Here is a 6,380-nt window from a genome sequence, read left to right as displayed (position 1 = left end):
ACGGTCGGGGCCACTCGGGTGTGTCCGGGTCCCGGCGCGAATCCGGGACAGGTCGGGACGGAGGTCCCGACGACGGGGCCGTATGGACGAGGCCCCTCTACAGGGCCGTACGGACCCGGTGTGGCTAGAAGACGGACTCCGCCTCGCGGATGCGGTCCTCCGGGACCGTCTTGAGGCGGGTGACCGCCTCCGCCAGCGGCACCATCTCGACGCCCGTGCCCCGCAGCGCCGTCATCCGGCCGAACTCGCCGCGGTGCGCGGCCTCCACCGCGTGCCAGCCGAAGCGGGTCGCGAGCACCCGGTCGTACGCGGTCGGCGTGCCGCCGCGCTGGACGTGACCGAGGATGACCGGGCGGGCCTCCTTGCCGAGGCGCCGCTCCAGCTCGACGGCGAGCTGGTTGCCGATGCCCTGGAAGCGCTCGTGGCCGAACTGGTCGATCTCGCCCTTCTTGTACTCCATCGAGCCCTCGACCGGATGGGCGCCCTCGGCGACGCAGATGACGGCGAACTTCTTGCCGCGGGCGAAGCGCTCCTCGACCATCTTGACCAGGTCGTCGACCTCGAAGGGCCGCTCGGGGAGGCAGATGCCGTGCGCGCCGCCGGCCATGCCGGACTCCAGGGCGATCCAGCCGGCGTGGCGGCCCATCACCTCGACGACCATCACACGCTGGTGGGACTCGGCGGTGGTCTTGAGCCGGTCCATGGCCTCGGTGGCGACGCCGACGGCGGTGTCGAAGCCGAAGGTGCGGTCCGTGGACGAGATGTCGTTGTCGATCGTCTTCGGGACGCCGACGACGGGCATGCCGGCGTCGGAGAGCATCCGGGCGGCGGTCAGGGTGCCTTCGCCGCCGATCGGGATGAGGACGTCGATGCCGTACTCGCGGGCCAGGTCGGGGGCGGACTCGGCGGCCTCGGCCAGCCGGTTCCGCTCCAGGCGCGCGGAGCCGAGGATGGTGCCGCCGCGGGCCAGGATGCCGCTGACGGCGTTGAGGTCGAGGGGGCGGTAGTGGCCGTCGAGGAGGCCCTTGAAGCCGTCCTCGAAGCCGATGACCTCGTCGTCGTGGCCGGTCAGCGCCCGGTGCACGACCGACCGGATCACTGCGTTCAGGCCGGGGCAGTCGCCGCCTGCGGTGAGAACTCCGATGCGCATCGTGCTGTGTCTCCTGCTCGGTCGCGTTCCTTGGTGAGCCAGAGCGATTCTCACACGCCCGGCTTGAGGGGCGCGCTCGCGGCCGCTCCGCGCGTCCCTCCCGGGACGCCGGCGGAGGCCTTTCGTCCCGGGGTTCCGGGCCCTTCGTCCGGCGGGCGACCTAACCATCGGCGGGGGTATTGTCAAGGGGGTAATGCCGCCCTATCGGGGCTTTCTGAGCACAGTCGGTTGACGCGAGGGATGACGGCGTCGACCGGCGTACGGGCCGCGAGCGTGCCGCGAGGACACCGCTCGCCCCGGCTCCGTGAGTCCCGTTTTCCGCAGGACTGGACAGGAGACCACGGCGTGACGCGCAGCGTGTACGTGACCGGGATCGATCGCGGTGACGGCCGCCAGGTCGTCGAGCTGGGAGTCATGGAGCTCCTCACCCGCCAGGTGGACCGGGTGGGGGTGTTCCGGCCGCTGGTGCACGACGGCCCCGACCGCCTCTTCGACCTGCTGCGCACCCGCTACCGGCTCTCGCAGGACGCCTCGACGGTCTACGGCATGGACTACCACGAGGCCTCCGCCCTGCAGGCCGAGCGGGGCACCGACGAGCTGGTGTCGCAGCTGGTCGACCGATTCCACGCGGTCGCCCGCGACTACGAGGTCGTCCTCGTCCTCGGCACCGACTTCGCCGCCACCCAGCTCCCCGACGAGCTGGCGCTCAACGCGCGGCTCGCCAACGAGTTCGGCGCCTCCGTCATCCCCGTCGTCGGCGGCAAGGGCCAGTCGGCGGAGTCCGTACGTTCCGAGGCCCGCAACGCCTTCCGGGCGTACGACGGACTCGGCTGCGACGTGCTCGCGATGATCGTCAACCGGGTCGCTGGCGAGGACCGGGAGGTCATCGCCGAGCGGCTCAAGGCCCGGCTGCCCGTGCCCTGCTACGTCCTGCCCGACGAGCCGGCGCTCGCCGCGCCCACCGTCGCCCAGATCAAGCACGCGCTCGGCGCCACCGTGGTCCTCGGCGACGACGCGGGCCTCGCGCGCGACGCGCTGGACTTCGTCTTCGGCGGCGCGATGCTGCCGAACTTCCTCAACGCGCTGACCCCGGGCTGTCTGGTCGTCACCCCCGGGGACCGGGCCGACCTGGTCGTCGGGGCGCTGGCCGCGCACTCGGCCGGCACCCCGCCGATCGCCGGTGTGCTGCTCACCCTGAACGAGCGGCCCAGCGACGAGATCCTGACCCTGGCGGCCCGTCTCGCGCCGGGCACCCCGGTCATCTCCGTACCGGGCAACAGCTTCCCGACCGCCACCGAGCTCTTCGCCCTGGAGGGCAAGCTGAACGCGGCCACCCCGCGCAAGGCGGAGACGGCGCTCGGCCTGTTCGAGCGGCACGTGGACACGGCCGACCTGCTCAAGCGGGTCTCGGTGGCCCGCAGCGGCCGGGTGACCCCGATGATGTTCGAGCACGAGCTCATCGAGCAGGCGCGCGCCGACCGGCGCCGTGTGGTGCTCCCGGAGGGCACCGAGGAGCGGGTGCTGCGCGCCGCCGACGTGCTGCTGCGCCGTGACGTGTGCGACCTGACGCTGCTCGGCGACGTCGAGGTCATCCGCAAGAAGGCCGCCGATCTGGGGATCGCGCTCGCCGGCACGCAGCTGATCGACCCGGCGACCTCGGAGCTGCGGGACTCGTTCGCCGAGAAGTACGCGGCGCTGCGGGCCCACAAGGGCGTCACCGTGGAGCTGGCGTACGACGTGGTCTCGGACGTCAACTACTTCGGCACGCTGATGGTCCAGGAGGGCCTGGCCGACGGCATGGTCTCCGGTTCGGTGCACTCCACGGCGGCGACGATCCGCCCGGCCTTCGAGATCATCAAGACCAAGCCGGACGCCTCGATCGTCTCGTCGGTCTTCTTCATGTGCCTCGCCGACAAGGTCCTCGTGTACGGCGACTGCGCGGTCAACCCGGATCCGAACGCCGAGCAGCTCGCGGACATCGCCGTCCAGTCGGCGGCCACCGCGGCCCGCTTCGGCGTCGAGCCGCGGATAGCGATGCTCTCGTACTCGACCGGCACGTCGGGCTCCGGCGCCGACGTCGACAAGGTGCGGGAGGCGACGAAGCTGGTCCGCGAGGCGCACCCGGAGCTGCGGATCGAGGGGCCCATCCAGTACGACGCCGCCGTCGAGCCCTCGGTCGCGGCGACGAAGCTGCCGGAGTCGGAGGTGGCGGGGCAGGCGACCGTGCTGATCTTCCCGGACCTCAACACCGGCAACAACACCTACAAGGCCGTGCAGCGTTCGGCCGGCGCCGTGGCCGTCGGCCCGGTGCTCCAGGGTCTGCGCAAGCCCGTGAACGACCTCTCGCGGGGCGCGCTCGTCAGCGACATCGTCAACACGGTCGCCATCACGGCGATCCAGTCCCAGGCCCAGGAGATCCCGGCATGACAACCCCCACTCGCGTCCTGGTCCTCAACTCCGGTTCCTCGTCGGTGAAGTACCAGCTGCTCGACATGCGCGACGACAGCCGGCTCGCCCAGGGGCTCGTGGAGCGCATCGGCGAGGAGACCTCGCGGCTCGTGCACACCCCGCTCCGGGGCGGCGGGGGCGAGAGGCGCGAGAAGACCGGCCCGATCGCCGACCACGCGGCCGCGCTGAAGGCGGTCGCCGAGGAGCTGGCGGCGGACGGGCTCGGGCTCGACTCCCCCGAGCTGGCGGCGATCGGCCACCGGGTGGTGCACGGCGGGCTGCGGTTCACCGAGCCGACGGTCATCGACGACGAGGTGCTGGCGGAGATCGAGCGTCTCGTGCCGGTGGCGCCGCTGCACAACCCGGCGAACCTCACGGGCATCCGTACGGCGACGGCGCTCCGCCCCGACCTGCCGCAGGTCGCGGTCTTCGACACGGCCTTCCACACGACGATGCCGGAGTCGGCGGCGCGGTACGCGATCGACGTGGAGACGGCGGACGCGTACCGGATCCGGCGGTACGGCTTCCACGGCACCTCGCACGCGTACGTGTCGCGGGAGACGGCGAAGCTGCTCGGCAGGGAGCCGGAGGACGTGAACGTGATCGTGCTGCACCTGGGCAACGGCGCGTCCGCCTCCGCGGTGCGCGGCGGCCGGTGCGTGGACACCTCGATGGGCCTGACTCCGCTGGAGGGTCTGGTCATGGGCACCCGCTCGGGCGACATCGACCCGGCGGTCACCTTCCACCTCAAGCGGGTGGCGGGCATGTCGGCCGACGACATCGACGTCCTGCTGAACAAGAAGTCGGGCCTGGTGGGGCTCTGCGGCGACAACGACATGCGGGAGATCCGCCGTCGGATCGACGAGGGCGACGAGCGTGCGGCGCTCGCCTTCGACATCTACGTCCACCGGCTGAAGAAGTACATCGGGGCGTACTACGCGGTGCTGGGCCGGGTGGACGCGGTGGCGTTCACGGCGGGGGTCGGGGAGAACGCGGCGCCGGTGCGGGAGGCCGCGATCACGGGCCTTGAGGAGCTGGGGCTCGCGGTGGACGCGGACCTCAACGCGGTGCGGTCGGACGAGGCGCGGCTGATCTCGCCGGACTACGCGCGGGTGGCGGTCGCCGTGGTGCCGACGGACGAGGAGCTGGAGATCGCCCGTCAGGCCTTCGCTCTGGTGGGCGGGGAGACGCCCGGGGAAAGGGCCGGAGAAGGACGCGGAGAAACGCTCGGAGAGTGAACGCCTGAGCGACCCCGCGCCCATTTGTACTTTCCGCCAGTCGGAATATTCCGCAGTGAAACAAACCGATAGGATCCGCCTCATGCGCCGTTCCAAAATCGTCTGCACGCTGGGCCCCGCCGTCGACTCGTATGAGCAGCTGAAGGCTCTCATCGAGGCCGGCATGAACGTGGCCCGATTCAACTTCAGCCACGGTTCCCAGGCGGAACACCAGGAGCGGTACGACCGCGTCCGGCAGGTCTCCGCGGACACCGGTCGTGCCGTCGGCGTGCTCGCCGACCTCCAGGGCCCCAAGATCCGTCTCGAGACCTTCGCCGAGGGCCCGGTCGAGCTGGTGCGCGGTGACGAGTTCACCATCACCACCGAGGACGTCCCCGGTGACAAGTCCATCTGCGGCACCACCTACAAGGGCCTGCCCGGCGACGTCTCCAAGGGCGACCAGGTCCTGATCAACGACGGCAACGTCGAACTGCGGGTCGTCGAGGTCGAGGGCCCCCGGGTCAAGACCATCGTCGTCGAGGGCGGTGTCATCTCCGACCACAAGGGCATCAACCTGCCCGGCGCGGCGGTCAACGTCCCCGCCCTGTCGGAGAAGGACGTCGACGACCTCCGTTTCGCGCTCCGCATGGGCTGCGACATGGTCGCGCTCTCCTTCGTCCGTGACGCCGACGACGTCAAGGACGTCCACAAGGTGATGGACGAGGAGGGCCGCCGGGTCCCCGTCATCGCCAAGGTGGAGAAGCCGCAGGCCGTCGAGAACATGGAGGCCGTCGTCGCGGCCTTCGACGCGGTCATGGTGGCCCGAGGCGACCTCGCCGTCGAGTACCCGCTCGAGAAGGTCCCGATGGTGCAGAAGCGCCTCGTGGAGATGTGCCGCCGCAACGCCAAGCCGGTGATCGTCGCGACCCAGATGATGGAGTCGATGATCACCAACTCCCGTCCGACCCGCGCCGAGGCGAGCGACGTCGCCAACGCGATCCTGGACGGCGCGGACGCGGTCATGCTGTCGGCCGAGTCCTCGGTCGGCGCGTACCCGATCGAGACCGTGAAGACGATGTCGAAGATCGTCGCCGCGGCCGAGGAGGAACTGCTCTCCAAGGGCCTCCAGCCCCTGGTGCCGGGCAAGAAGCCGCGCACCCAGGGCGGCTCCGTCGCCCGCGCGGCCTGCGAGATCGCCGACTTCCTGGGCGGCAAGGCGCTGGTCGCCTTCACCCAGTCCGGCGACACGGCCCGCCGCCTCTCGCGCTACCGCGTCCAGCAGCCGATCCTCGCCTTCACGACCGACGAGAACACCCGCAACCAGCTCACCCTGAGCTGGGGCGTCGAGTCCTTCGTCGTCCCGCACGTGGACAACACGGACGCGATGGTCGACCTGGTGGACGCCGAGCTGCTGAAGCTCCAGCGCCACAACGCGGGCGACACCATGATCATCACCGCCGGCTCGCCCCCCGGCGTCCCCGGCACGACGAACATGGTCCGCGTCCACCACCTCGGCGGCGGCGAGCGCGCCTGACCTCACGGCGAAGCCCCCGTCCGCGCTGTGC

The 6,380-nt window shown here is 71.1% G+C and carries 4 protein-coding genes; 3 read left to right on the top strand and 1 reads right to left on the bottom strand.

All coding sequences use genetic code 11. From position 1 onward, the window contains the following. Positions 1 to 124 precede the first annotated feature (124 nt). Entirely contained in the window at positions 125 to 1,150 is a 1,026-nt protein-coding gene (locus tag ACFQ79_RS39990; protein ID WP_030321192.1) for an ATP-dependent 6-phosphofructokinase, read from the bottom strand. Positions 1,151 to 1,495: 345 nt separating this feature from the next. Between ACFQ79_RS39990 and pta the strand changes: the two genes are divergently transcribed. The 3 genes from pta (at position 1,496) to pyk (ending at position 6,349) form a co-directional block, all read left to right on the top strand. After that, on the top strand, positions 1,496 to 3,577 hold the full coding sequence (gene pta, locus ACFQ79_RS39985; protein ID WP_383593134.1) for a phosphate acetyltransferase: 2,082 nt from the start codon (positions 1,496 to 1,498) through the stop codon (positions 3,575 to 3,577). Continuing rightward, a complete protein-coding gene (locus tag ACFQ79_RS39980) occupies positions 3,574 to 4,836 on the top strand; it encodes an acetate kinase (RefSeq protein ID WP_383593131.1) in 1,263 nt (420 codons plus the stop codon). The genes pta and ACFQ79_RS39980 overlap by 4 nt, the downstream gene beginning before the upstream one ends. An 82-nt stretch (positions 4,837 to 4,918) precedes the next feature. Then, on the top strand, positions 4,919 to 6,349 hold the full coding sequence (pyk, locus tag ACFQ79_RS39975) for a pyruvate kinase (protein ID WP_383593128.1): 1,431 nt from the start codon (positions 4,919 to 4,921) through the stop codon (positions 6,347 to 6,349). Positions 6,350 to 6,380: the final 31 nt, after the last annotated feature.

This window comes from Streptomyces sp. NPDC056480, from assembly GCF_042795405.1.
Taxonomy (GTDB): domain Bacteria; phylum Actinomycetota; class Actinomycetes; order Streptomycetales; family Streptomycetaceae; genus Streptomyces.
Note: the sequence above shows the minus strand (reverse complement) of the source record. Positions and strands in the feature narration are given on the sequence as shown.